Below are 1,547 nucleotides of genomic sequence, written 5' to 3'. Positions count from 1 at the left end.
ATCTGCCGCACCCCGTCGAGCCGTACGGCGGCCTCGGCGACCTCGGCGAGCTGCGCCGGGGTCTTCGCGGCCACGGTGGCGCCGGCGCGCAGGGACTCCTCGAGGGTTCCTCGGGTGGTCGACTTCATCTCGGGTACGAGCCCTTTCGGATGACGGGAGACGCGCTCTGCGTACCCAGTAACGAGCGGGGCGAGCACCCTGGAAACGAGGGCGGTTCACAATTCCCCCGGACGCGGGAATCGAACGACTAAAGCGGCGGGGCGGTCACTCGAAGGGGTGACCGCCCGGCCGGGCCCACCGGAATGTCAGCGCAGGCTGCGCGCGGGCAGCACGACGTGCGCCGCCGCGTTCAGGGTCTCGTCGGCCCCGGCGAACGCGGCCAGCGCCTCCAGTTCGACGGGCTTGCCCGGTTCGGCCTCGGGCCACGGGCGGGTGGTGAAGACGAGGTAGGCGTACCCGCGGTGCTCGACGGCGGCCAGCCACTCCGGCGGCGGCACGCACTGCGCGTTGAGGCTCGGCATGTTCAGCACCGCCTGGCCCGACTCGACGAGCAGGCTGACCGGCAGGCTCGGCCGCTCGGTGCCGTCGACGAGGTCGCCGCCGACCGGGAGGCCGTTGTCGTTGAGGAGCCGCTCGATGGCGCTCGTGGTCACCTCGGGCCCGTCGGCCGCGTCACCGAGGGAGTAGGCGAGCAGGTAGGGCATGTCACTGCCGTCGGGGGCCTCGCCGCTCCACGGCATCACGACCAGGGTGCCGAGGTCGGCGACACGGAAGGGGCGGGTTTCGCTAGTTGAGGTCACCGCGCGACCATAGCGGCGGCCGACGCCCCGTCAGGCCGTGTCCTCACCCGAGCGGAGGACGCCGGATGGGTGTGCCACCCGCACGAGTGACGGACGGTGTCCGGGGTCGACGCCGGGCCCCGCGCGGTCGTACGAAAAGACCGGCCCCGGGGTGCGCGGGGCCGGTCCTCGGCTCAGCCCTGGAGCGGGAGCCCGCCCAGGAGGGGGTTGTGGGTGTTGAGCGCGCCGGCCGTCTCCTTGACGGTGGAGAGCGGGGAGTCGGCGTTCTCCGTGTTGAGCGCGTCGTTCTGGTGCTGGAGCGGCATCACGTCGTTCGCGGTGAGGCCCCCCGAGGTGAGCGTGTTCACCGCGCCGGTGAGGCTCGTGGGCGTGAGGTCGGCGGGGGTGTGCGCGAACGCGGGCGCGGCAGCGCCGGCGAGGGCGACGGTTCCGGCAACGACAGCGGCGACCTTGAGGGACTTCATCGGGTTCCTTTTCATCGGCGGCTGAGAGGGAGTCGGCAATCACGGGTCGGCAATCGCGACGCCTTGCCTAACGATTTCCTCGCGCGCCGGAAACGCGCCGGTATGCGCGTACGCAGAAATTTCTGCACCCCGACCGCCGGAACGGGGCGGATCGGGGTGCGGAAATCTCGGGAAACCGATGACCGGTTTACGGCAATTGCGGCGCCGAGACCGGGAGTTGGGGCGCCGCCACCGGAAGCTGCGGGGCGGCCGGGGCCGCCGGGAGGGCGGGGGTCGCGGGCAG

The 1,547-nt window shown here is 72.3% G+C and carries 2 protein-coding genes; both read right to left on the bottom strand.

What is annotated here, in order from left to right; translation table 11 throughout:
• Positions 1 to 305: 305 nt before the first annotated feature.
• On the bottom strand, positions 306 to 800 hold the full coding sequence (locus ACVNF4_RS35855) for a DUF5949 family protein (protein WP_461807012.1): 495 nt from the start codon (positions 798 to 800) through the stop codon (positions 306 to 308).
• Positions 801 to 973: 173 nt separating this feature from the next.
• A complete protein-coding gene (locus tag ACVNF4_RS35850; RefSeq protein WP_461807011.1) occupies positions 974 to 1,264 on the bottom strand; it encodes a hypothetical protein in 291 nt (96 codons plus the stop codon).
• Positions 1,265 to 1,547 lie beyond the last annotated feature (283 nt).

Source organism: Streptomyces sp. S6, assembly GCF_054880855.1.
This window is presented reverse-complemented; position numbering and strand designations above follow the sequence as displayed.

Excerpts from the sequence above, each read along its gene's own strand:
- ACVNF4_RS35850 (WP_461807011.1), bottom strand. The coding sequence starts at position 1,264 with ATGAAGTCCCTCAAGGTCGCCGCTGTCGTTGCCGGAACCGTCGCCCTC.